Raw genomic sequence first — 895 nt, 5'->3', positions numbered from 1 at the left:
GCAAGGCGACTGTGGAGTGAGCGCGGAGGCATACTTTAGTATTCCGCACAAGCGAACGACACAGCAACGCAGCCAGAGCGGAAAAGAACCTCGTGAATAGTCCGGGCTAGCTAAACAGCCGCGCCTGGGAAAGGCGCCCGGATCGATGACCGCCAAATATGTCAGCGATCCGTGAGGAAAGGAAAAACCCCGCTTTTTCCTTTCCGTTGAGCAAAAGGCCAGCACGGACTTTTGCGATATTTCAGCAGTCCCCGTGAGGAAAGGAAAAACCCCGCTTTTTCCTTTCCGTTGAGCAAAAGTCCCACAAGGACTTTTCCTCCCTATTTATTCAGCTTCTCCTCCTCTTCCTGGAGCGTCTTGCACTCGATACAGAGGGTGGCTACCGGCCGGGCATCGAGACGCTTGACCTCGATGTCCTCACCGCAAGCCTCGCATAGACCGAAACTGCCGTCTTCGATCCTGCCCAGGGCGCGGTCGATCTTGGTGATAAGCCTTCTCTCGCGGTCCCGGATCCGCAGCAGGAAATTCCTGTCGGTCTCCATGGAGGCCCGGTCGGTAGGGTCTGCGAACTGGGCCTTTTCCTCGGTCATTCCGTCCACTGTCCTGGTTGCCTCGAGGACCAGTTCGTCTTTCCAGGCCTTGAGCTTTTCGGTGAAATGTTCGATGTCTTTCTTCTTCATCAAAAGCCCCTTCTTGGAAGATAACATTTCTTGTTACTGTATTTGGATGGAGGTGTCAACAAAAGCTGGCCCATTGCAAAGGGCCAGCTTTTGTGGTGAACGGTTTACAGTTCACGGTTTACTGTGAACCGTGAACTATGACAGGGTCGCAAAAAGTCCAGTCGGGACTTTTCCTGGCTCATTAATGTCCTGGGGAAAGGGAAAAGCGTCGTTTT

General features: G+C 53.3%; 1 protein-coding gene. It reads right to left on the bottom strand.

All coding sequences use genetic code 11. From position 1 onward, the window contains the following. Window positions 1-320 precede the first annotated feature (320 nt). Window positions 321-680 carry an RNA polymerase-binding protein DksA gene (gene dksA, locus P1S46_12305; protein ID MDF1537247.1) on the bottom strand — a complete coding sequence of 120 codons (360 nt, stop codon included), beginning with the start codon at window positions 678-680 and terminating at the stop codon, window positions 321-323. Window positions 681-895 lie beyond the last annotated feature (215 nt).

Source organism: bacterium, from assembly GCA_029210545.1.
GTDB lineage: Bacteria > BMS3Abin14 > BMS3Abin14 > BMS3Abin14 > BMS3Abin14 > JARGFV01.
Note: the sequence above shows the minus strand (reverse complement) of the source record. Positions and strands in the feature narration are given on the sequence as shown.